We start from the raw sequence: 23,842 nt of genomic DNA on the forward strand, positions 1-23,842 counted from the left end.
TTGGCAATGCTACCGATAGGTAGGTTGTGACCTTGCCGCCCGCCGCAAAAAATTTGAAACAGCGCGGTTCATGGCTCAGAACAGTCGGCGTTGCGCTCCTGGTAATTGCGCTGTTGTGCCTGGCCGTCTGGTGGCAACGCGCGGTTTTACTTGAGCTAATACTGCAACAGGCCCTGAAACACACCGTACTTAGCTCACCTTCGCTATCGGGACTGTCGTTTGACTATAAGCAAGCCAAGCTGGCTGAAATCAGCTTCGGCGTGGCAACGCCGGCTGGCGACTTAACAGTCGCGATGCAGGAGGTCGCCACCGATTACGATCTGGAAAAGCGCATACTCAACAGCGTCAGCATCGGCCACGCCGAGTTGAAAACTAACTATAACCCTGCCGACCCACCCGCAACTAAAACCACGGAAAACGCCCCTATCAGTTTACCGCTGGACCGATTGAGCATCGCGAAACTGGAAATTGACATCGACACACCCTGGGGACTGAGCAGCTTCGCCGGTCAAGCTGAGATTAAACGCGGTGCGGCCGATGCCATCGACGCAAAATTTCAGGATGCCCGACAATCCCTTCATCTGCATATCGATCCGGGTTTTAGCGCAGCCAAACTCAGCGTCGATCGGCTACCAAGTGGCAATATATTCGCACTGGAAGCCCAACAACTGGATCGCCCCGCCAAGCAAATCAGTCTGCATGCTGGCGCACTGGGGCTTATCGAGTGGTTTGGCAGCAGCTTACTGATACCGCAAACTTTGCGGGTAAAAACCCAGACCTATGATGTATCGAAGTTAAGCCCTTTGCTAAGTGCTGCGCAGCTAAGCGTAAACGCCAAAACAACGGACAACTTCGCCAGTCTGCAGGCTGAAGCCATGCTGAAACGCAATAAGCAGCCTCTAGTTGCTGTCGATATAGCGATGACAAACAAGCAGACTATCGATGCGATCGGCCGCCTGGACATGCCCGCCAGCGAGGCATTCGATTTAATCAAACCCTGGTTACCGGCCATGGCAGCTAGCGGGACAGTTACCGGCGGCGCAGTGCTGGGAAACCTGCAACTGCAAAAGCCGAGCAATCAAGATGCTTCCGGGACGGCACAATTGACTATTACCGATTTGGCCATGGCAGCCGGTCTGGCAAAAATCGAGAACGCTAAGGTCGAACTGAACATTCCGGAGTTGGCGAGTCAGGCCGTAGACTTGTCTGCCGAAGTGCCGACGCTGGGATTGGGTAAAGATTTGATAGCGCGCAACCTTAATGTCAAAGCCCGCTATCTCGATCAGGCACTGACCCTAAATCAGGCCAGCCTGGCACTATTCGGCGGCACGATGGAATTGATGCCGGGCACGATACGCTTGGAGCAAACGCCGATTCTGTTGACCCTACGACTGCACGACGTCGATCTGTCGCAACTTTTAATGAGCCTGCATTACCCGAATATTTCCGGCACCGGCACGATAGACGGTGAACTACCGTTGCGGCTATCCGCGGGGGCCATAGACTTGCAAGACGGCAGCCTCAGCGGCACGCAGCCGGGTGTGTTACGCTATGCCGGACCAGCCGATAGTCAGAATATCGCCTTTAAGGCTCTTAAAAACCTGGTTTATCGGAGTCTGCAAGCCAAGGTAAATTATCGCCCGAACGGCGACTATCATCTGGGCTTACGCCTGGAAGGCAGTAACCCGGAAGTATTATCCGGCCATCCGCTAGCCTTTAACTTGAATATCAGCGGTCAACTGCCCGAGTTGTTGCAAAAAGGGATTTTAGCCGGCGATTTGGAACGAACCATTCTGGAACAGGCCATCGCCAAACCGGCTAATCTGGAAAAATCGCCGAACACCCCAACAGGGGATCAATCACCCAAACCGCCGCCGGCGGATCGGAGGAGTCAATGAACTGGAAAGCAGTAAGTAGCGCTGCCATCTTGTGCGGCAGCATCTACCTGACGGGGTGTTCGCCTTCAGTCAGACTGGAAGCACCGGACAAACCGATTGAAATTAATATGAATGTAAAGATCGAACACGAAATCCGCTTGAAAGTGGAAAAAGACGTAGACGAATTGCTTTCCAGCCAGAAAGGCTTGTTTTAAAGGAGCTAATGATGAACAACAAAAATTTGCTATCAATTTTACCGTCACTATTTTTAGGCTTATGTCTGGTCGCCCTGCCGGTTAATGCAGCCGATCTGGCCCAGGCAAAATCGGCTGGCTTGGTGGGCGAACAAATGAACGGTTTCCTGGGTCTGGTGAAAGCCGATGCGTCCGCCGAGATACAAGAACTGGTCAAGAGCATTAATGCCCAACGCCTGACCGAGTACCAGCGCATAGCTGCTAAAAACGGCGTTCCAGTAGAGGAAGTGGGCCGACTGACTGCGCAGAAAGTTATAGGGCAAGCGGCACCAGGACAATTTGTAGAAACGCCTTCTGGCTGGACGCAGCGCTGAGGGCTAGTGCCAGTACTGGTATTTAAAACGGCTCTTAGTAAGGCCTACAGCAAAGTATAAATACCGTCATTTGTTCGCAGTGGCACTAATAAGTCAAATTTAGCTATCTCCCGACCTAAACCTGAACATCACCAGCACCACTCGGGAGAAGTTACCTTGCGATCCAACTTAGTCAAGGCGAGCGACACGCGTTAAAATCTCTTGCCTGACAATCGTTTAGCCCTATCAAACTACGAAAATCAGACGATTCGGACATTCGCCCATGCCAATACGTTCTGGTTATTCCAAGAATCTAAGCTGTTCGGGTCTTTGGTGCGAGTATATTTCTCGAAGAAAAACCAGGCACAATGCCCACAAAATCAATGTGCGACAAATTGTCACACTTTTTTGTAGACAAGGGCATTTTAATCCAATAGAATTCGCCCACTTTCAGCGAAGCGCAGACGATTCGAAAGAATCCTGATCGTTAAATGAGGGGGGGGATAGGCGACCGTTAATCCGGTATAACAACAACAATAAACGCAAGAAATTAACCTACTGTTCAACGGTAGGCGTCCAATCAATATAAAAAATAAGACCGGACGAAGCCCACTTTATGTGGGCTTTTTTATGCCTGCCGTTCTAGCTCACATGCCCGCCACTTTTTTATCGTCTTCTTCCTGAAAATTCCTGTAGTTTATCGATATTTTCAAACCGGCAAACCGTCCGGACATTTTGATCAATTCAGACGTGGTTTTATCGAACATCAGCCTGACTTCGCTCAAAGCCCTATCCTCGTAACCTTCTTCGATATCTTTGGCGTCCAGCCGAAAGTGGTAAAGATAGACTTCCTGTTTTTCTTCATCGGTGATTTCCAGCGGTTCGCCCAATTGTTTAATCACCGTGGCTTTTTTTGGTAGCAGCGCGGCGATTTTTTCCATTTGATCAGCTTTGGCTCTCAGCTGTTTTTTCTCTTCGTTGATTTCCGCACCGCCCAAGGAACGAAACGACGCCTCCAGAAACTCCGGTGGGGCGATTTGTAAAAACAGGTTGGAGAACGTCCAGTCGGTGATTTTATCTTCCTTGTTAAAAGCCAGATCCAGATAAAAACTAATCTCCGGCGCAATCAGCTTGCTGTCTTTGTCTATCTTACGAAACCAATAGCGCCAGCGTTTGCCGTCGCCGGTGTGTTCTTCACTGCTGGCGTGCAGCTTGGCCAGCGACACAAAATCTTCGCTTAGCAGTTTGGGTTGTTTGAAATGCACCGTGAAATCCTCTTTAGACGTCACCGCAAAATAACGATCAAACTCGTCCATTTGCAAATAAGTCTGGTAGGCGTGCAACCAGTGTAAACACCCGGTCATCGTACTGAGCAATGCGAAAGCCAGGAACAGGCGAAAAAAGCGGTTAATTTTATGCATAGCCCCCTCAATGCCGGGTAGGCGAGTTAGTATCGGTTTCGGCTGCCGGATTGGTCAGCAGGTTCTCCACATCAACCTTGTCGAAGTGGTATTGCGCTCCGCAAAATTGGCAATCGACTTCGATGTCGTCGCGTTCCTGCAAAATTGCCTGTAACTCCGACCGCCCCAACGCGACTAAAGTGCCGCCAATTTTTGGCCTGGAGCAATTGCATTTGAATTCCACCGCTTCCGGTTCGTAAATTCTGACCTTCTCTTGATGAAACAAACGATGCAATAAATCTTCGCAATCCAGACTCAACAGTTCGTCGGCGGTAACAGTGTTGGCCAGTATCTCAATGCGTTCCCAGTCGGTTATATCCCGATTGCCGCTCGGCAACTCCTGGATGAACAGGCCGGCCGCATGGGTTTTGTTTGCAAACAGCCACAAACGGGTATCGAGCTGCTCGGACTGCGTGAAATAAGTTCTCAATACATCGGCCAGAGTTTCCGCCTCGACGCCGACGATACCTTGATATGGCTCGGCGTTTTCCGACTCCACCGTCAACACCAGCCGGCCGCCCTCGCCTATCATTTCCTGCAAATTCGCGCCGGCCACACTGGTTTCGCTACGCACCAAGCCTCTGATTTGCCTTTCGTTGCTGGATTGCGCCACCAGGGCTTTCAAATCGCCGCCGCCTTGAATCTGCATGATCATTGCGCCTTTGAACTTGATGGTTGCCGACAGCAAAACCACCGCAGCCAAAGCTTGCCCCATTTGTGCATCGACGGCATCATTGACCAAATGTTGATGCTGCTTGGCTTGTTGCCAGCTTTTTTCCAGCCGTACCCATTCGCCGCGCACTCCGTGTTCTTCAAAAATAAAGCGGCGTAAGCAATCTTGTTGTTTCATGATTTAGTTGATTCCTCTTAACTGAGCCGCGATTATAATCCGCACTACCCCATCATTCGACCTCGGGATGCACTTATGTCTTTTCTATTCAAAAAAACCGCCATGCCCAGCGCCGATCAAGCCTTACCGGGACGCCAGCAGGCCATAGATAGCGGTCGAGTTCACGCCGTCAACGGACATCCTATCCATCCGCCATTTCCGGAGCATCTGCAACAAGCCGTGTTCGGCATGGGTTGTTTCTGGGGCGCCGAGCGCAAATTCTGGCAACAAGCCGGTGTATTCAGCACCGCAGTCGGCTATGCCGGCGGTTTTACGCCCAACCCAACTTATCAGGAAATTTGCACAGGTCTAACCGGCCACGCCGAAGTGGTGTTGGTCGTGTTCGATCTGGCCCTGGTCACTTACCAAGATTTACTGGCAATATTTTGGGAGTCTCACAATCCCACCCAAGGCATGCGGCAAGGCAACGATGTCGGCACCCAATACCGGTCCGTCATCTACTGTCACGACGACCAATATCCATTGGCACTGGCAAGCCAACAACAATATCAAGCGCAGTTAGTGGCAGCCGGTTTTAATGAAATAACCACCGAAATCCGCGATGCCCCGACTTTATATTATGCCGAGGAAGATCATCAACAATATCTGGCTAAAAACCCATCCGGATACTGCGGCTTGGGCGGCCTGGGCGTGTGTTTTTCCAGATAGCGGAATCGCCGAGAAATGCTAAGGCATTATAAGACTTGAGATTATTGTTTCACCGCCATCCCCGGAGAGTTTTTCCGGTTGACTTTTAGGAAAAAATCCTTCAATTTACGCGTCTGGTGTGGCTCTCCCTCTGCGCTCGGCTAAAGCCGAACAAGCCCTAAAGGGCAGTCATCCAAACAGAGCTTTAAAACTAATATTAGTCTTAACAACACAAAATCGTACTCTGTCTCATCAACAGATTACCAGGAGGAAACATATGAAGAAGCCTGTAAAAAACTGGCTGCTTGCTTCGACTGTAGCGACTTTACTTGCTGCACCAACTGTCTCTACCGCTAACGACGACTTAGAAAAATTAACCCAAAACCCTGCTAACTGGGCATCTTGGGGCGGCGACTACGCCGGCACTCGTTATAGCAAACTGTCGCAAATCAACGCTCAAAACGTTAAAAACCTGCAACCTGCCTGGTCTTTCTCTACCGGCGTTCTGCGTGGTCACGAGGGTGGTCCTTTAGTTGTTAACGGCGTTCTGTACATCCACACTCCGTTCCCTAACACCGTTTACGCGATCGACCAAAAAACTAAAGCAGTCATCTGGGAGTTCACTCCTACCATGGACGCTGACGTAACCATCCCTGTGATGTGCTGCGACACCGTTAACCGTGGTTTGGCTTACGGCGACGGCAAAATCTTCCTGCAACAATCAGACACCGTTCTGACTGCACTGGATGCCAAAACCGGTAAACGCGTATGGAGCGTACAAAACGGCGACCCGAAACTGGGTATGACCAACACCAACGCACCATTGGTTGTTAAAGATAAAGTCATTACCGGTATTTCCGGCGGTGAGTTTGGTGTTCGCGGCTTTTTGGCGGCTTACAACATCCGTACCGGTCAACTGGAATGGAAAGGCTACAGCATGGGTCCTGACAAAGATACTCTGTTGAAACCAGGTAAATCCACCACTTGGGAAAACGGCAAAGTCACTCCTGTTGGCGCTGATTCAGGCACCAGCACCTGGAAAGGTGACCAATGGAAAATCGGCGGGGGCACCACCTGGGGTTGGTACTCTTACGATCCTAAACTGAACTTGGTTTATTACGGCTCAGGCAACCCATCGACCTGGAACCCTGTACAACGTCCAGGCGACAACAAATGGTCCATGTCATTGTGGGCTCGCGATGCCGACACCGGTGAAGTTAAATGGGTTTACCAAGTAACCCCCCACGATGAGTGGGACTACGACAGCATCAACGAATCCGTTCTGGTTGACCAAGAAGTTAACGGAAAAATGCGTAAAACCATGGTTCACTTCGACCGCAACGGTTTCGGCTATACGCTGGACCGTGAAAGCGGGGAATTACTGGTTGCCGAAAAATTCGACAAAGCCGTGAACTGGGCTTCCCACGTGGACATGAAATCCGGCCGTCCTATTGTTGTTCCTGAGTTCAGCCCTGAATTCCATGGTGAGGACGTTACCACTGTCGGTATTTGCCCCGCAGCATTAGGCGCGAAAAATCAACAACCTGTTTCTTATTCGCCAGAAACCGGTCTGTTCTACATCTCAGGCAACCACATTTGCATGAACTATGAACCATTTGAAGTTTCTTACACCGCAGGTCAACCCTATGTTGGCTCCACCGTGAGTATGATGCCTCCTGGCGTCGACGTTCTGACCGGTAAAAAGGACGATTCCACAAACTTGGGCCAATTTACCGCTTTTGACGCCAAAACCGGCAAAATCGCTTGGTCTAACAAAGAGCAATTCTCTGTTTGGTCAGGTTCGGTTGCTACCGCCGGCGGCGTCGTATTCTACGGCACCCTGGAAGGTTACCTGAAAGCGGTTGATGCCAAAACCGGTAAAGAATTGTACAAATTCAAAACCCCATCAGGCATCATCGGTAACGTTAATACCTGGGAATATGAAGGTAAACAGTATGTTGGCGTTCTGTCGGGTATCGGTGGCTGGGCCGGTATCGGTATCGCAGCCGGTCTGGACGACGGTACATCCGCTACCAATTCGGAAGGTCTGGGTGCGGTAGGTGCGTACAGAAGCCTGAGCTCTTACACCAAATTGGGTGGTACACTGACTGTATTCGCTCTGCCTAACTAAGATCTAATTCCTTAGATCGTCAGTGAAGCAAGCCTTGGCCGAGCAATCGGCCAAGGCTTTTTTACGTATAGACCCAAGCTAAAAGGAAACTGCGATGAAAATGTTCTCAACCGCATCAAGACTGTTAATGACGGCGACCTTGGCGTTAGCCACTATTTCCGTGAATGCCCAAGATAAATTCCGGGTTTGCGCCGACCCGTTAAACCCGCCCTATTCGACCAAAGAACAAACCGGCTACGAAAACAAAATTGCCGCTCTATTTGCCGAACAGTTAGGACAGGAACTGGAATACACTTGGCTACCGGAAAGAATCGGCTTTATCCGCAACACATTGAAAGCCGAGAACGATAACGGCGAAGGTTTTAAATGCGACGTAGTGATGGGCGTGCCGGCCGGCTACGATCTTACAGATACCAGCAAACCCTACTTCCACTCGACTTATGTGCTGCTGATCGCCAAAGGCCGTGGCTGGGACGATATCAAAGACAGCGCACAGCTAGCTAATCTCCCCCTGGAAAGACAGGAAAAGCTAAAAATAGCAATGTTCGACCGCGGCCCGGGCACCGAATGGCTGCAAAAAAGCGGATTACTAGAGCAAGGAATTCCCTACCAAAGCATGACCGGAGACAGCGAACACAACACCGCCATGCAAATCGAAAAAGACTTACGCGCCCAAAAAATAGACATGGTAATACTTTGGGGACCTATGGCGGGATATGTGCAATCGCAAGCCCCCAAAGGCAGCTATATTGCGATACCTATGCAATCTTCACCCGGCCTGAAGTTTGATTTTTCAATAGCCATGGGCTTGCGTCAAGGCGACAACAAACGCAAGCAACAACTAAATGAATTGATCGACAAGAACCTGGACAAAATCCAAGCCATCATCGCAAGTTACGACATCGCTGTGTTGCCGATCCCCGCAGACACCGGCAAAAAAGACGACGATTGAAATGCCATTTAAGGGTTAGCGTCCAAACAATCTAACCAGATGCGCAAAATGTCCGGCTTTATCATCGGTTAACTGCGACCAATCGAACCGCCAGCGCCAATTTCCTTCGGTTGTGCCTGGCGTGTTCATTCTATCGGGCGATCCCAACTTCAGAATATCCTGCATCGGAATCACCGCCAGATTGGCAACCGACCCGAACGCGGCATGAATCAAGGCACTGGGCATAGGCAAGCTGGACCAGCCGAGATAATCGTATATGCGCTGTTTCTCGCCGTCATTAAGCCCTTCGAACCAGCCCAGCGTGGTATCGTTATCGTGGGTACCCGTATAGACCACGCTATTTTTCTGGTAATTGCACGGCAAATAGGGATTGCGACTGTCGTCACCGAAAGCAAACTGCAAAATCTTCATCCCCGGCAAATCGAAGTCGTCGCGCAAAGCTTCTACTTCTTCGGTAATAATGCCTAGATCCTCTGCCACCAAGGACAGAGAGGCAAATTGCTCCTGAATAGCCGCCAGCAACTCAGCACCCGGCGCTTTAACCCAACGCCCGTTGATTGCGGTATGCTCGCTGGCCGGAATTTCCCATGCAGCCTCTAAACCGCGAAAATGATCGATTCGCAAAATATCGAACATTTCGTACTGGGATTTGATTCTATCCAGCCACCATTTAAAACCGGTTTTCTGCAAATATTTCCAGTCATAGTGCGGGTTACCCCAACGCTGACCGTTCTCAGAGAAATAGTCCGGCGGCACGCCGGCCACCGTATCCATTTCGCCCAAATCGTTAAGTTTAAATACCGCCCGGTTCGCCCAAACGTCGGCACTGTCGTACGACACAAAGATCGGAATGTCGCCAAACATCAACACGCCATGCTTGGCCGCGTAATCTTTCAACTCGTGCCATTGCCGGAAAAACACATACTGCTCGAATTTGATCGTTTCGATCACAGCCTTCAGTAACTGCTTCGATTCATTAAGCGCGTTCGGCTCGCGTTGCTTCAGCGCGTCCGGCCATTGGTTCCAGCTTTTATGTCCAAACACATTACGTAAGGCGATAAACAAGGCAAAGTCGTCCAGCCAATCGGCTTTTTCCACGCAGAACTGTTTAAAATCGTGCTGCTGCTCGGCATCAGCCAAGCTTTGAAAACCATAGAACGCTTTGGTTACCAAACAGCTTTTGGTGTATTCCGCATTGGTGTGGCAGTCGCCGCAACGGTCTGTGGTTTGCAGCCAACCCTTGTCGGCTAGCCATTGAATGCTAATCAAGGCAGGATTGCCGGCATGTGCCGATAAGCACTGATAAGGTGAACCGTCGCCATGCGTCATGCCTAGCGGCAAGGTCTGCCAGACAGTGGCGCCTATATCGTGCAGAAAATTAACAAAATTGAAGGCTTCCTTACCCAAATCGCCACACTCTCCACGGCCCGGGAGCGATGTTATGTGTAGCAAAACACCTGCGCGGCGTTTATCCAAGAGAGCACCCATGTTGTTTGTTCCGTTTTATTATATTTGAATACCGCGCCGCATTGCGCCACCCATCGCCGGACTGCCGCTGCCTTGCGTAAACGATAAGGCCAGATACGGCGGAGGTTCTTCACCCAGCAAACGATAGAGATTGCTCAAATTAAGCCGATACTGTTTTTCAAAATCGCTGACCGCTTCGCCCGGATTATAATCACCGAACCACCAAAACCAATCCGATCCCTCGCAGACGCCCAATTGCACCTGTGCGACCGCCAGCTGTTGCTCGGAGAGTTTACCGTTGGCGACCGCTTTGTCGAAAGCGATTTTGACATCGGCCAACATATCCCAGCCGCAGTTCTTATCGGCATCGCCAATCCAGGTCGAAAACGTACCATACACCCAACTACCGGCCACCAATTTCGGCAAGGATCCACATTGGGGAGCGGCGCTATCCAGATAGTCCGAAAAAGTGGTTAATTCGATACGTGGATGTTCGCTGAGCCGCTTATACAGCGCACTAAGAAAATGATACCCGTTATCCGGAAAATATTCCCAAGCATTTTCACCATCCATGATTATCGAAACCAAGGGCATCTGGGGCTCATAATCGGCGATATTTTCCAAGTGATGAATCAGATCTGCCACCGCATCATCGGCATGCCATTTTGAATATTCAAATCCGATTAAATCCGACAAGCCGTCGTCACGAAAAAAGCAGGCGATCTCTGCGGAACCCAACTTGAAGGGTCGATGCACCGCAACCGCTTCGCCGACCGCGCTGGCGCGTATGCTGTTATGCAAGACATTACCGCCACTGGCGGCCCATTTGAAACCAAAATCAGCTAACACTTCCAGGGTGCGCTGACTGATACTGCCCTCAGACGGCCAGCAACCTTGCGGTTCGAAACCGAAAAAATGCCGAAAAGTCGCCAAACCTTTTTGCAAATGCCAACGCACCCGTTCTTCACCGCCGGGATAATGACTAATACCCGGCAAGATTACGCCGGGCATTGCCTCGCGCGCACTGTCTATCTCAAGCATCAACGGCATGATCGGATGCGCATAAGGCGTCACAGATAGTTCGATGCGGCCTTTTCTGGCCAAAGCTTTGTAACGGTAGATAACTTTCGATAGCAGATCACCGATAATTTCGACAATCTCGATCCTATCATGCAGACTAAAACCGCAGCCTTTTTCGATTAAGCGTTTCACGCGCTTATCATTGAGCTTGACAGTCTCGCCCATCCAGACCAGGTGATACCAAACCAAAATATCGGAAATGAATTGGGCGTTCAGATAATTGACAGAATCCTGATGCCCTTCAATCCAGTCGGCCATATCGGTTAATTTACGAAAAGCCGGATAGCGTTCGATCTGCCGTTCGCGATTGGCTTTTCGGCAATCGCGCAACAACTTTAAGCGCTTTTCCGGATCCGCGGACACCGAAGGCTCGACCAATGCTGCCAGCAGGGGGTCCTTGATGGCAATTCTATCGTGTAAATATCCGCTGACTTGGTTGGAATAATCTTCGATCTGCTCCAGCAGGATAGGCGCAAAATTCACTACCGCTTTGGCACCCGGCACTGCTTCCAGGTGTGCGACCATGTCCACATAGTCCTTGATCACATGCAGGTAGGTCCATGGCAGCTTGAATTCGCCGCTCTGCATGTCGCGGTACTCAGGCTGGTGCATGTGCCAGCACAGCACCAGCTTAAGCTTTTTATCGGACATAATTCCGTCTTTGTCCGAGCATATCGGATGTCACCAACACCACGCCGCCCTCGCTGACATGAAAACGCTTTTCGTCTTCGGCTCGGTCTTCACCGATCACCGTACCTTCCGGTATCTGACAACCTTTTTCGATGATGGCTTTGGTAATCCGGCAGTGTCGGCCGATATTCACCTCTGGCAATACCACCGAATCCTGCACCGAGCTATATGAGTTGACCCGCACCATGGAAAACAGCAGGGAGTGCCGCACCGTGGCGCCGGAAATCACGCAACCGCCGGAGACCATGGAGTCGATCGCCTGGCCGCGTCTATCGTCATCGTCAAACACAAATTTGGCCGGTGGCGTTTGCGCTTGATAGGTCCAGATCGGCCAGGTGTTGTCGTACAGATTCATATCAGGCTTAACACCGACCAATTCCATATTGGCCGCCCAGTAGGCATCAATGGTTCCCACATCGCGCCAGTAACTTTGCTGGCCGCTTTGTAAATCCAGGAACGGATAAGCATTGACCCGGTACTTTTCGATCACCGATGGGATGATGTCCTTACCAAAATCGCGGCTGGAACCTTTGGTGTCGGCATCTTTGATCAGTTGTTCGAACAAGAAACCGGCATTGAAAATATAAATACCCATGGACGCCAGCGCGGTGTTTTCGCGGCCAGGCATGACGGGTGGATTTTCGGGCTTTTCCACAAAAGCCTTAACTCGACGGTTTTCGTCAACATGCATTACGCCGAACGCTTTGGCGTCTTCCAGCGAAACTTCGATACAACCGATAGTCAGATCCGCCTTGTTGGCGACGTGATCGGCCAGCATCACCGAATAATCCATCTTGTAAATATGATCGCCGGCCAACACCAATACAAACTCAGGATTACGGGCCCGCAGGATGTCGATGTTTTGGTAAATCGCATCGGCGGTACCTTGATACCAGGAATGTTCGTCATGCCGTTGTTGCGCAGGCATCAAGTCCACGTATTCACCAAACTCGCCTCGCAAAAAACCCCAGCCTTGTTGAATGTGGCGAATTAGCGAATCAGCCTTATACTGGGTAAGGATACCGATCTTGCGAATGTCGGAGTTGATACAATTGGATAATGGGAAGTCGATGATACGGAATTTACCACCAAACGGCACCGCCGGCTTGGCCCGCCAGTCGGTCATATCCTTTAGCCGCGATCCGCGTCCACCAGCCAGAATTAACGCAATGGTGTTGCGGGTTAAATCATTGACCCGTCTCTCCGTTTGATGTGTATCGACGACTGACATGTGTATCCTCTTTCAATTAAATAAGCTGTACCGCCCAAAACCGACTGCAACCGACATTTAACAGATTTCTCTACCTGCCACTTGCCGCGTAGAGCCATTATCGTTACTCTTCACGGAAAAGTAAAAACTCAAGCGATTTGATGCTGAAAAGTCGGTCATTACCAAAATTGCTATTCCTGCCAACCGATAACTAACTATAACTGAGGCATTGCAAAATGAACAAGCCAAGCAAAACCAACACGCTTGATTCAGAACTAATAAAACTCACCGAAGCAAAGCATCACGATCCTTTCTCAGTGCTAGGCCGTCATGGCCAAGGCCGCGATAATGTCATCAGAGTGTATTTGCCCTATGCGGAAACCGTGCGAATCAACAGTCCCCAAGGCCCTGAATTCTCTCGTATTCCCGACACCGATTTTTTCGAATACCATCCGGGTAGCGAAGCCATCGCCGAACATTACCCATTATTTTGGACGGATAAGGACGGCTATGACCACCAACACTACGATCCGTACTGCTTCGGCCCGGTACTGCCGGAATTCGACCAGCATCTGTTTGCCGAAGGCCGGCATTGGCATATCTATCAAAAGCTGGGCTCGCATCTACACAGCGTAGCCGATATTCCCGGCGTACATTTTGCGGTCTGGGCACCGAACGCACAGCGGGTCAGCGTGATCGGCGACTTCAACCGCTGGGACGGCCGGTGCCATCCGATGCGCAGCCTGGGCAGTAGCGGCATCTGGGAAATTTTCATTCCAGGCCTGACCGTCGGCTGCCTGTACAAGTTTGAAATTCTGAATCGCCATACCGGCCAACTACTGGTCAAAACTGACCCTTACGGCCAACAATTTGAATTCCGTCCGCAAACCGCCGCGATTGTCACAGCAGAAGACAGTTATACCTGGCAAGACGGCAGCTGGATGGATCACCGTCCGCAGCACGATTGGCTGCATCAGCCGATGTCGATTTACGAGGTACACCTGGGCTCCTGGCGGCGCGACCATCGCGGCAATTTCCTGAATTACCGGGAACTGGCCGAGCAATTGGTGGATTACGTGAAGGAACTGGGGTTTACTCATATCGAGTTATTGCCGGTCACCGAGCATCCGCTGGACATTTCCTGGGGTTATCAAACCACTGGTTATTTTGCGCCGACCAGTCGTCACGGCACCCCTGACGATTTCCGCTATTTCGTCGATCATTGCCATCAAAACGGCATCGGCGTGATCTTGGATTGGGTGCCGGCCCACTTTCCCAAAGACAGTTTCGCCTTGGGCCGCTTCGACGGTACACCATTGTACGAACATGAAGACCCGCGCAAGGGCGAGCATCGCGACTGGGGCACCTTGATTTACAACTACAGCCGCAACGAAGTGAAAAACTTCCTGCTGTCCAGCGCTTTCTTCTGGCTGGAGGAATTCCATCTGGACGGTCTGCGCGTCGATGCGGTGGCCTCGATGTTGTATCTGGATTATTCCCGCGACGCCAACGACTGGATTCCAAACATGTATGGCGGCAACGAGAATCTGGAAGCGATCGACTTCCTGCGTCAGATGAATACCGTCACCCACGAGCAGCATCCCGGCACGGTGATCATGGCCGAGGAATCAACCTCCTGGCCGCAAGTCACTCGCCCGACCTGGACTGGCGGCCTGGGCTTCTCGATGAAATGGAATATGGGCTGGATGCACGACATTCTGCATTATATGCAGGAGCAACCGATTCACCGCTCTTATCATCACGACTCGCTGACCTTCGGTTTGCTATATGCGTTCACCGAAAACTTCGTGCTACCGTTTTCGCACGACGAAGTGGTGCACGGTAAAGGTTCGATGTTGAACAAAATGCCCGGCGATGAATGGCAGCGCTTTGCCAATTTGCGCCTGCTGTACACGATGATGTTTACCTATCCGGGCAAAAAACTGTTGTTCATGGGCTGCGAATTCGGTCAAGGCACCGAATGGAGTTGCAACCGCACGTTGGATTGGTACGTTTTGGATTATCCGCATCACAAAGGTCTGCAAACGCTGGTCAAAGACTTGAATAAGCTCTATGCCAGCCATACGGCCCTGCACCGCTACGACTTTGATCATCACGGCTTCGAATGGATCGATTGCCACGACTATCAGCAATCCATTATTAGCTATCGGCGCAAATCAGCGCATGAAGATCTGATCGTGATCCTGAACTTTACGCCCGTGCCGCGTGAAGCCTACCGGATCGGCGTGCCTAACCCAGGTACTTACTACGAAATATTCAACTCGGATTCGCAGTATTACGACGGCAGCAACACCGGTAATGGCGCAGTGCTGTCCGAACCGCAACCGTGGATGAACCAAGACCACTCCATTTCCGTCACCTTGCCGCCCCTGGCCGGCATTATTTTGAAAATGTAGTTTTATCGCCATGAAAAAAATTCTGTTCGCGAGCAGCGAAACTCATCCCCTGATCAAAACCGGCGGCCTGGCGGATGTCGCCGGCAGCCTGCCTTTGGCCTTGGCCGAACTGGGCCAGGACGTACGGATTATCATGCCCAATTACCAGGGCATCAAGAACTGCGAGCCCGGCCGTTACCTATGCACGGTGCGCGTCAACAATTGCGACGTCAATCTTTTGGAGACCCGCTTGCCGGACAGCGACGTCATCGTCTGGTTGGTCGACTATCCGCCGTTCTTCAATTTTCCCGGTAATCCGTATCTCGATGAAGCCGGGCGACCCTGGCCGAACATCGGTGAGCGCTTTGCGCTGTTCTGCCGCATCATCGTGGAAGTGGCCACCAACCGGGCATATTTAAACTGGCACGCCGATATCGTGCATTGCAACGATTGGCAGACCGGCTTGGTGCCGGCGCTGCTGTCATTGGAACCCAACCCGCCGGCGACGATTTTTACCATTCACAATATGGCCTACCAAGGGCTGTTCCCCGGCAGCACCTACGCCCAGTTAAATCTGCCTGGGCAATTACTACACCCCGACGGCCTGGAATTCCACGGCATGCTCTCCTTTATCAAAGGGGGCCTGAGCTATTCCGACCGCATAACCACGGTGAGCCCCACCTATGCCCAGGAAATCCAGACCCCTGAGTTCGGTTACGGCTTGGAAGGACTATTGGCGCATAAACAAAGCCACTTGCGCGGCATTCTGAACGGTATTGATGTGTCGGTCTGGAACCCGGCGAACGACGCGTATATTGCTAAACCTTTCAGCGTCGATACGCTAAAAGACAAGCTAATCAATAAAACGGCGCTACAACAACAACTGGGCTTGCCGGTGGACTCGGAAACCCCCTTGTTCGGCTTGATTGGCCGCCTGGTCGAGCAAAAAGGTATCGATCTGGTACTAAGCTGTCTACAGGAGATGACCACCCTACCTTTGCAATTTGCCTTACTGGGCAGCGGCGATAAAAGCATCGAATACCGCCTGCAAGAGTTTGCCCGCCTGTATCCAGAAAGAGTGTCCATCACCATAGGCTACGACGAGCGCTTGGCGCATCAAATCGAAGCAGGCGCAGACATCTTCCTGATGCCATCGCGCTTCGAACCTTGCGGCTTGAACCAAATGTATAGCCAATGCTACGGCACGATACCGATTGTCAGAAAAACCGGCGGCTTGGCAGACACGGTGGTCGATGCACTGCCGGAAAGCATCAGCAATGGCAGCGCCAGCGGCATCTCGTTTAACGATGCGTCAGCGGCAGCGCTGATAGAAGCCATCAAACGCAGCCTGGTGTTATTCCACAACCGACCGGTCTGGAAGAAAATTCAACGTAACGCGATGATCAAGGATTTCTCCTGGCAAAACAGTGCGAATCAATATCTCGCGCTTTACAATGAAATCTAAACCCTGCTTGGCCGGCTTGATGTTGATAGCCGGCCTCGCGGTTGCCGACGAATCTGTGATGGAAGTCATCCCGCTCGCCAACCGCCCCGCCTCAGAAGTACAGGCTTTAGTGGCGCCCTTGCTGGATGCAGATGATCGCGTCATCGATAACGGTTCCAGTCTGATCGTTAAAACCAATCCCGCCAAACTCCGCGAAATCAGGGCCCTCATTCAAAAACTCGATGCCCGGATGAGCAATCTAGTCATCAGCGTCTTACAAACCAGCAGCAAAACGGCAGCCGAGTTGAACGCCGAAGCGGCCATTGCCGCAGCGCCGAATACGATTCGGATGCGCGGCATGATGGGCAACACCGAGGATTTGCAAAACCGGCAGCAACATCAACAATTACGCACCCTGGAAGGTCAGGCGGCCCATATCAAAACCGGACAGGTGCGGCCGGTGCAAAATTACAGCGTCTACGACTCAGGCTATGGTTCCGCGGTGAGCAGCAATACCCAGATGATTGAAGCCAGTACCGGCTTCGCTGTTACGCCGCGCTTGACCGGCAACCAAGTCACTCTCGATATCGAACCGTGGTCGGACACCTTTCAGCGCAACGGCCATATCGAAACCCAATCCGCACACACCACTTTACGCGCCAATCTCGGCGAATGGGTGGAACTTGCCGGCAATGCCGACACCGAACAATCCGACAGCCGCGGCTTCAACAGTTTCAACCACAGTACCCGGCAAAACGTTTTACGCATTATGATCAAAGTCGATCAAGCGGATTGATCCGGACCCGCACTCAACTACCATCTGAACAATCCTACCCGGCAGCGTCACGGTATTATTTTCGGAATCTGTGCGCGGCAACATAATATCAATATCGTAATTGGCGGAAAGCGCATACTAATTGGTTATGATGGCCCGACAAATTCATGCCGACAGCCTTATGAGCATTACTGCCAAACGTTCCGCCACCGTTTTTACATATTTTCTAACGATCATATGTCTGGCAATATCCGGTTGGGTGTCCGCCCAGGAAACGTTGCGGATACTCACTTGGGACGGTTACGCCGATAATGAAGTGATTTCGGCATTCCAGCAGCGGTTCGACGTTGCGGTAGAGTTGACCCTGGTAACGTCGGACGACGACCTTTGGCAGAAAATCAATAGCGGCAGCTATGACGTATTTGCTGTCAATACTGCGGAATTGCAGCGTTATATCGATCATGGCCTGAGCAGACCGATCAGCATGGCGAATATCCCCAACCATGCCCGGCAATTGCCGCGTTTCCAAAACTTGCAAGCTATCCCCGGTCTGGTTCGTGGGAACGACACGTATGCCGTTCCTTACACCTACTCGGAAATGGGGCTGATCTATAACCGCAAACTAGTTAACGCTGCGCCACAATCCATGTCGGCTATGTGGGACACCGCTTATCGGGGCCGCGTGCTGGCTTTTAACGCCAGTAATCACAATTTTTCCATGGTCGGTTTACTGAGGGGCGTCTCCAATCCATTCCGGATGAAAGATACCGAGCTACAACAGGCCGCTCGCGAATTGGCCAAGTTACGCCGTAATGTTTTGACTTTTTACGCGACTGCCGAGGAAGCGACCAGGCTTTTTGTCAAATATGATATAGCCTTGATTTTCGGTAATTACGGCGCCCAACAATTGAAAGCCCTGCGCGAAGCAGGTGCCGACATCGGCTATGTGATTCCCCGCGAAGGCGCGCTGGCCTGGCTGGATTGCTGGGCAATCACCCAAAATAGCCGAAACCCTGAATTAGCGGAAGCATGGATTAATTACACCTTGGAAAAAGTGGTCAGCGAGCGACTCACCCAGCAACACGGCTTGGCAAACACCCTTACAGCGCCGGAGAACGACAGCCCCCAAAACCAGCCCATCATTTGGCTGGAACCGATACTCAATCCGTTAGCGCGCAAAACGCTATGGGATAGAATCATTTCCGGCGAAGCACCCGAGGCATTCTGAGTGCGCTCCAGCATAGGCATAAAACTGGGTTTCTGGCTGGCACTGCTAGGCACACTATCCACAGGCCTAACCGGTTATTATGTTTACGACCGCAGCCGGACCATGCTGGTGGGAACGGCCAAGGATAAGCTGTTAAACGACACCCAAGCCTTAGGACACCGATTTGCGGATGCGTTGGCAGCTACCGCCAGCAACGTAAAGTTTCTAACCCATCTGCCGGTCAGCGCCGACATCGTCTCGGCGAAACCTGAGTCAAAGTTGAGCATACGCAAAAATCAATTGGCGGAGATTTTTGTCAGCCTGCTGAATGCCCATCCCGAATACAGTCAAATCCGTTTGATCGACACACAACATTACGGCAAGGAATTGGTCAGAGTCGATAGAGACCGAGACAACCTCAAAGTCATTGACGAGGCACAATTACAAGAGAAGAACCATTTCCCATACGTATTCGAAACCATGCCGCTAGCCGCCGAGCAATACTACGTTTCCGAAATCAATTTAAATCAAGAATTAGGCACTCACCTGGGATTCGGCAAACCCACTCTGCGGATAGCGATGCCCATCAAGTCGGAGAACGCCTCCACCATCGCGGTGATCGTCATCAATGTCGATTTACAAGGGTTGTTCGAGCAAGTGCGCGGCGATATTCCCGACGATATTGAATTGCTGCTCAGCAACGACAGAGGGGACTACTTGATGCACCCCGACGCGGCAAAAACCTTTGGATTTGAAAGCGGCCGCAATTTCCTGATTCAGGATGACATCCCGAACATAAAAGCGATTCTGGCTGGCAAACAAGCGCATTTGGTATTCGCGACCAGCGATAAGCAAAGTCTGGCCGCTTCTTCACTGGCCGCTTTCGTAAAACTGCCGTTGGGCTCGGAAAGCCGCGGGCGCTTCGCGATGCTGGGCTTGTACACGCCGCTGAAAAACGTTTTGCAGGAAAGTAAAGCCCTGGGAATAGGCGTTATCGAAATAACATTCTTGTTCAGCCTGCTGGCAAGTGCAATTTCGCTGCTGTTGGCGCGCGTCCTGGCCAAACCGCTAAATTCGATGACGACCGCCATCGGTCAATACAAGCTGGGCACGCCGCTGACCGGGCTACCGACGCAGCGTAACGACGAAATCGGCTACCTGGCTAATAGCTTCATGTCGATGACTGAGCAACTAAACTCGCAAATAGCTGAGCTACATGCCTCCGAAGCCAAGTTGCATGCCATTCTCGACAACGCACCGGTCGGCATTTGGCTGGCCGACCTTGATACGCGCTTTTTGTTTGTAAACCATACCTTTTGCGACGCCCTTGGCCTGCCGGAAGCCCGCTTCATTGCTAACGAGCAACTTGCCGAGCTGTTTGGTACGGAAATGGCCGCCCGTTTCCTAAGCGCCGATCAAGCCTGTTTAGCGCAAGCGAACCAACCGCATCAATCTCTCGAGCAAATTAAATTTGCCGACGGCAAACGGCATACCATCCAGATAACCCGCACCCAATTACAGGACATTAACCAAGAAACGGTCGGCATTATCGGTATTGCCATGGATATCAGTGATCGCCAACAAGCGGCTAATCGCGAGCGCGCCCATAACCACGTACTGGAATTACTGTCAAAAGGTGCGGCATTACCGGATATCCTGCAAGCGGTAGTGCGGGGTGTGGAAACCCAAAATCCGGACTTACTCTGTTCAATCTTGTTATTGAATAGCGAAGGCAATCGCCTATTTATCGGTGCGGCACCGCGCCTGCCCGACTTCTACAATGCCGCCGTAGACGGCTTGTTCATAGGTCCCGGCGTCGGCTCATGCGGCACCGCCGCTTACTTTGGCCAACGCGTCATTGTCGAAGATATTCAAAACCATACGTATTGGGGACCTTTTACCGAGCTTGCGGCACGGGCCGACTTAGGGGCGTGCTGGTCGGAACCAATCCGAGGCTCCTCCGGCCAATTGTTGGGCACGTTCGCTATTTACCAGCGCCAGCCAGCGTCACCGGGAGCCGACGATATTCAGATGATTGAACAGGCTTCGCATCTGGCCGGCATCGCGATCGACCGTAGCCGCAGTAATGAAGAGCTGCAATTGGCTTCGTTAGTCTATCAAAACAGCAGCGAAGCCATGGCCGTAACCGACGCACAAGGCATGATCATCAATGTTAACCCGGCTTTCACCGCGTTGACCGGCTACACCTTGGACGAAGTCATCGGTAAAAACCATAACATTCTGAACTCCGAGCGGCAGAGCGAACAGTTTTATCAAGCCATGTGGCACGCCATCAACACTGGCGGTCACTGGAAAGGCGAAATTTGGAATCGCCGGAAGAATGGCGAGATTTTCGCCGAGCAACTGACCATCAATACCATATTTAGCCCGGATGGCGTGCCGCAGCGGCGGGTTGCGTTGTTTTCCGACATCACGCAAAAAAAACAGTCCGAAGAACTGATCTGGACCCAAGCCAATTTCGATCCGCTCACTGGCCTGCCCAACCGCCGCATGTTTCACGACAGACTGGATCAAGAAATCAAAAAGGCACATCGCAGCGGCTTACAGGTCGCTTTGATATTGCTTGATCTTGACCGTTTCAAGGAAGTTAACGATACACTGGGGCACGATATGGGCGATTTATTGCTAAAAGATGCCTCGCAACGGCTACTGCGTTGCGTACGCGATTCCGATACTGTCGCCAGATTGGGCGGCGACGAATTCACAGTTATCCTCGGCGAACTTGATGATGCCGACGACGCCGAACGCGTCGTCAAAAACATCCTGCAAAGATTGGCCGAACCTTTTCAGCTGAAAAGCAAAGTGGCCTACATCTCCGCCAGTATCGGCATCACGCTCTACCCCAAGGACGCCGAGAGAATCGATTCATTAATCAAAAACGCCGATCAAGCAATGTACGCCGCGAAACATCAGGGCCGTAATCGCTATTGTTATTTCACTCCGTCAATGCAGGAAGCCGCTCTAGCGCGCATGCTGATTGCCGACGATTTGCGTAACGCTCTGGAGGCCAACCAGTTCGAAGTGTATTACCAGCCGGTCGTGGAACTGGGCTCCGGCGCCATCCATAAAGCCGAAGCGCTGATTCGCTGGCAACACCCGACGCGCGGCATGGTCAGTCCCGCAGAATTTGTGCATATTGCCGAAGATATAGGCCTGATTGCCGAAATCGGCGATTGGGTATTTAAACAAGCGGCGGGACAGGTCAAACAATGGCGTTCCCGGTACCATCCGGATTTTCAGATCAGCGTCAACAAATCGCCGGTGCAGTTTTACGACGACCAGTCCCACGGCACTTGGCTGGATCACTTGCAAACACTTGAGTTGCCCGGACAAAGCATCGTGGCGGAAATTACCGAGGGCTTGCTGCTGGACGCCAGCAATGTGGTAAAAGATCAATTACTGGCTTTTCGAGATGCGGGAATTCAAGTATCGCTGGACGATTTCGGCACCGGCTATTCGTCGCTGGCTTATCTGAAGAAATTCGATATCGACTATCTGAAAATAGATCAGTCTTTCGTCGGTAATTTGTCGCCGAACTCCAGCGACAAGATACTCTGCGAAGCGATTATCGTCATGGCGCACAAGCTGGGCATAAAGGTCATCGCGGAAGGCATAGAAACCGAACAACAACGCCAACTATTGCTCGAAGCGGACTGCGACTATGGACAGGGCTATTTATTCTCCAGAGCCCTGCCGGCCGATGCATTCGAGGAACTACTAGCCTCAGGCACCAGCGCACAGAACACACTTATTTGAGCTTCAATTTCAGTAAATGCACCCGCCGATTGTCGGCCCGCAATACCTCGAAACAGAAGTCTTCCAGCTCCACTTTTTCGCCTTTCTTGGGAAAATGCTCAAGGCGCTGCACGATCAAACCGCCTAGCGTATCGTATTCGTCGTCTTCCAGCGTAGCGGAAAAATAATCGTTGAATTCTTCGATGGGTGTTAGCGCGCTGACGATAAACTCTTTTTCGCTACGCTGAGAAATAAATTCTTGTACTTCATCGTCGTCGTGTTCGTCTTCGATCTTGCCGACGATTTGCTCGAGGACGTCTTCAATCGTCACCAAGCCGGCGGCGTTGCCGTATTCGTCTACGACGATAGCCATGTGGTTGCGCTCGGTGCGAAACTCTTTTAACAACACGTTTAAGCGCTTGCTTTCCGGCACCACGTTGACCGGACGCATCACATCTTCGACTTTCAGGGTTTTATCCCGCAATGCATGAGCCAGCAAGTCTTTGGCCAGTAACACGCCGACCACCTTACTACGGTCTTCTTCGATGACCGGAAAACGGGAATGGGCAAATTCGACAACTAAAGGAAAGATGGTTTCCAGCTCCGCATCCCGGGGCACGACCACCATTTGCGAACGCGGAATCATGATGTCTCTGACCCGCATCTCCGCTACGTGCATTACGCCTTCCATCATGGCCAACGCGTCGGAGTCTAAAAGATGTTTTTCTTGCGATTCTCTCAATATCTCCAGCAAGTCTTCCTGATCTTGCGGTTCCCCACTCAGAAAATGACCGATGCGCTCGATCAAGCTCTTATGGGGTTGACTACTCGGGGGGTTACCATCGCTCATTACTTTCCATCCTCCTTATAAGGGTTTGCTATACCTAATTTGCTCAAAATCTCAATCTCCAAAGCTTCCATTTGTTCGGCATCCTGATCCTCTATATGGTCATACCCTAGCAAATGCAATACGCCGTGTATAGTGATATGCGCCCAATGATGTTCGGCCAATTTGTTTTGCTGCGCCGCTTCCTGCGCAATCAGCGGCGCGCAAATCACCAAATCGCCCAGCAAGTCTATATCCATACCCGCCGGCGCTTCAAACGGAAAGCTCAGGATATTGGTCGGCCCATTCTTGTGGCGATATTGTTGGTTGAGTTGCGCACTTTCCGCATCATCGACTAAACGAATCACCAGTTCGCTGTCCGCGCCATCTTCAAAAATTGCCAGGGCGATATCCGCCCATTGCTGAAACTGCTCCAATTCGGGGTGAGGCGCCGACGTAGCAATTTGCATGTCGATATAATTCATAC

At 51.5% G+C, this 23,842-nt stretch carries 18 protein-coding genes; 11 read left to right on the forward strand and 7 right to left on the reverse strand.

The genetic code is table 11. From position 1 onward, the window contains the following. Positions 1-32 precede the first annotated feature (32 nt). Genes G006_RS0110585 through G006_RS0110595 form a run of 3 tightly spaced genes read left to right on the forward strand, consistent with a single transcriptional unit; the run spans position 33 to position 2,445 of the window. Positions 33-1,898 carry an intermembrane phospholipid transport protein YdbH family protein gene (locus G006_RS0110585; protein WP_152428847.1) on the forward strand — a complete coding sequence of 622 codons (1,866 nt, stop codon included), beginning with the start codon at positions 33-35 and terminating at the stop codon, positions 1,896-1,898. Beyond that, entirely contained in the window at positions 1,895-2,092 is a 198-nt protein-coding gene (locus G006_RS0110590) for a YnbE family lipoprotein (RefSeq protein ID WP_020483160.1), read from the forward strand. The genes G006_RS0110585 and G006_RS0110590 overlap by 4 nt, the downstream gene beginning before the upstream one ends. An 11-nt stretch (positions 2,093-2,103) precedes the next feature. Beyond that, on the forward strand, positions 2,104-2,445 hold the full coding sequence (locus G006_RS0110595) for a YdbL family protein (RefSeq protein WP_020483161.1): 342 nt from the start codon (positions 2,104-2,106) through the stop codon (positions 2,443-2,445). A 626-nt stretch (positions 2,446-3,071) separates the two neighbouring features. On the opposite strand, the gene G006_RS0110600 is transcribed toward G006_RS0110595, so the two are convergent. Continuing rightward, on the reverse strand, positions 3,072-3,845 hold the full coding sequence (locus tag G006_RS0110600) for a hypothetical protein (RefSeq protein ID WP_020483162.1): 774 nt from the start codon (positions 3,843-3,845) through the stop codon (positions 3,072-3,074). A gap of 7 nt (positions 3,846-3,852) precedes the next feature. Continuing rightward, a complete protein-coding gene (hslO, locus tag G006_RS0110605) occupies positions 3,853-4,734 on the reverse strand; it encodes an Hsp33 family molecular chaperone HslO (RefSeq protein WP_020483163.1) in 882 nt (293 codons plus the stop codon). Between the two features lie 75 nt (positions 4,735-4,809). On the opposite strand from hslO, the gene msrA reads away from it, so the two are divergent. The 3 genes from msrA (at position 4,810) to G006_RS0110620 (ending at position 8,504) form a co-directional block, all read left to right on the forward strand. Then, a complete protein-coding gene (gene msrA, locus G006_RS0110610) occupies positions 4,810-5,442 on the forward strand; it encodes a peptide-methionine (S)-S-oxide reductase MsrA (RefSeq protein WP_020483164.1) in 633 nt (210 codons plus the stop codon). A gap of 256 nt (positions 5,443-5,698) precedes the next feature. Beyond that, positions 5,699-7,552 (forward strand): methanol/ethanol family PQQ-dependent dehydrogenase, encoded by a 1,854-nt coding sequence (locus G006_RS0110615; protein WP_020483165.1) that lies wholly within the window; start codon positions 5,699-5,701, stop codon positions 7,550-7,552. A 94-nt stretch (positions 7,553-7,646) separates the two neighbouring features. Further along, on the forward strand, positions 7,647-8,504 hold the full coding sequence (locus G006_RS0110620) for a quinoprotein dehydrogenase-associated putative ABC transporter substrate-binding protein (protein WP_020483166.1): 858 nt from the start codon (positions 7,647-7,649) through the stop codon (positions 8,502-8,504). Between the two features lie 15 nt (positions 8,505-8,519). On the opposite strand, the gene malQ is transcribed toward G006_RS0110620, so the two are convergent. From malQ to glgC, 3 genes are read right to left on the reverse strand one after another with little or no spacing between them, the layout of a single operon-like run. After that, the gene (malQ, locus tag G006_RS0110625) at positions 8,520-9,992 is read right to left on the reverse strand and encodes a 4-alpha-glucanotransferase (RefSeq protein ID WP_026146963.1); all 1,473 of its coding nucleotides are present in this window, start codon (positions 9,990-9,992) and stop codon (positions 8,520-8,522) included. Positions 9,993-10,010: 18 nt separating this feature from the next. Continuing rightward, positions 10,011-11,702: a glycoside hydrolase family 57 protein gene (locus G006_RS0110630; RefSeq protein ID WP_020483168.1), complete on the reverse strand. Its 1,692-nt coding sequence runs from the start codon at positions 11,700-11,702 to the stop codon at positions 10,011-10,013. Then, a complete protein-coding gene (gene glgC / locus G006_RS0110635) occupies positions 11,692-12,972 on the reverse strand; it encodes a glucose-1-phosphate adenylyltransferase (protein WP_026146964.1) in 1,281 nt (426 codons plus the stop codon). Before glgC ends, G006_RS0110630 begins: the two co-directional genes overlap by 11 nt. A gap of 215 nt (positions 12,973-13,187) precedes the next feature. On the opposite strand from glgC, the gene glgB reads away from it, so the two are divergent. From glgB to G006_RS27080, 5 genes are all read left to right on the forward strand, one after another. After that, positions 13,188-15,368, forward strand: coding sequence for a 1,4-alpha-glucan branching protein GlgB (gene glgB, locus G006_RS0110640; RefSeq protein ID WP_020483170.1), 2,181 nt, complete (start codon positions 13,188-13,190; stop codon positions 15,366-15,368). Between the two features lie 10 nt (positions 15,369-15,378). Beyond that, positions 15,379-16,812 carry a glycogen synthase GlgA gene (glgA, locus tag G006_RS0110645; RefSeq protein WP_020483171.1) on the forward strand — a complete coding sequence of 478 codons (1,434 nt, stop codon included), beginning with the start codon at positions 15,379-15,381 and terminating at the stop codon, positions 16,810-16,812. Continuing rightward, a complete protein-coding gene (locus tag G006_RS0110650) occupies positions 16,802-17,587 on the forward strand; it encodes a hypothetical protein (protein WP_020483172.1) in 786 nt (261 codons plus the stop codon). The genes glgA and G006_RS0110650 overlap by 11 nt, the downstream gene beginning before the upstream one ends. Before the next feature lie 160 nt (positions 17,588-17,747). Next, a complete protein-coding gene (locus tag G006_RS0110655; protein ID WP_033194179.1) occupies positions 17,748-18,794 on the forward strand; it encodes an extracellular solute-binding protein in 1,047 nt (348 codons plus the stop codon). Further along, positions 18,795-22,550, forward strand: coding sequence for a bifunctional diguanylate cyclase/phosphodiesterase (locus G006_RS27080; RefSeq protein WP_020483174.1), 3,756 nt, complete (start codon positions 18,795-18,797; stop codon positions 22,548-22,550). Here G006_RS27080 and G006_RS0110665 read toward each other — a convergent pair. Both G006_RS0110665 and ybeY read right to left on the reverse strand, forming a co-directional pair. Beyond that, on the reverse strand, positions 22,543-23,379 hold the full coding sequence (locus tag G006_RS0110665) for an HlyC/CorC family transporter (protein WP_020483175.1): 837 nt from the start codon (positions 23,377-23,379) through the stop codon (positions 22,543-22,545). The genes G006_RS27080 and G006_RS0110665 overlap by 8 nt on opposite strands. Further along, the gene (gene ybeY / locus G006_RS0110670; RefSeq protein ID WP_020483176.1) at positions 23,379-23,840 is read right to left on the reverse strand and encodes an rRNA maturation RNase YbeY; all 462 of its coding nucleotides are present in this window, start codon (positions 23,838-23,840) and stop codon (positions 23,379-23,381) included. Before ybeY ends, G006_RS0110665 begins: the two co-directional genes overlap by 1 nt. Positions 23,841-23,842: the final 2 nt, after the last annotated feature.

The organism is Methylomonas sp. MK1 (assembly GCF_000365425.1).
GTDB lineage: Bacteria > Pseudomonadota > Gammaproteobacteria > Methylococcales > Methylomonadaceae > Methylomonas.